General features: G+C 45.4%; 1 protein-coding gene. It reads right to left on the bottom strand.

The window, feature by feature from the left end:
- Nucleotides 1-271, bottom strand: a 271-nt coding sequence (locus A3763_RS07925; RefSeq protein ID WP_156495002.1) for a hypothetical protein, incomplete at both ends; no start/stop codon positions are given.

Genomic DNA, 271 nt, shown 5'->3' with positions numbered 1-271 from the left:
TAAAATCGCAGTACGATAAAACTCGTCCAGCAGCAAATAATGTTGTGCAGAACCACTACTTTCTTTATCCATGCGGTTATTCAAGTGCCCAGCCTTAAACTTTTCCGCATTCATCAAAAAAGTATGAAGCTCCAAGCCTAGACTGTTTGCCCAATCATCTATCTTCTTGGCTTTTTCTGCGAGCGAAGCCATAGCGTCTTCGCCCAGGCCAGGGTCAAAGCACAACCATAAGTCCACATCACTCGCTTCAGAGTGCGCTAAGGTTCCAGTA

It is taken from the genome of Oleiphilus sp. HI0128, from assembly GCF_001635365.1.
The sequence above is the reverse complement of the archived record's forward strand: the minus strand, read 5'-3'. Positions and strand labels throughout refer to the sequence as shown.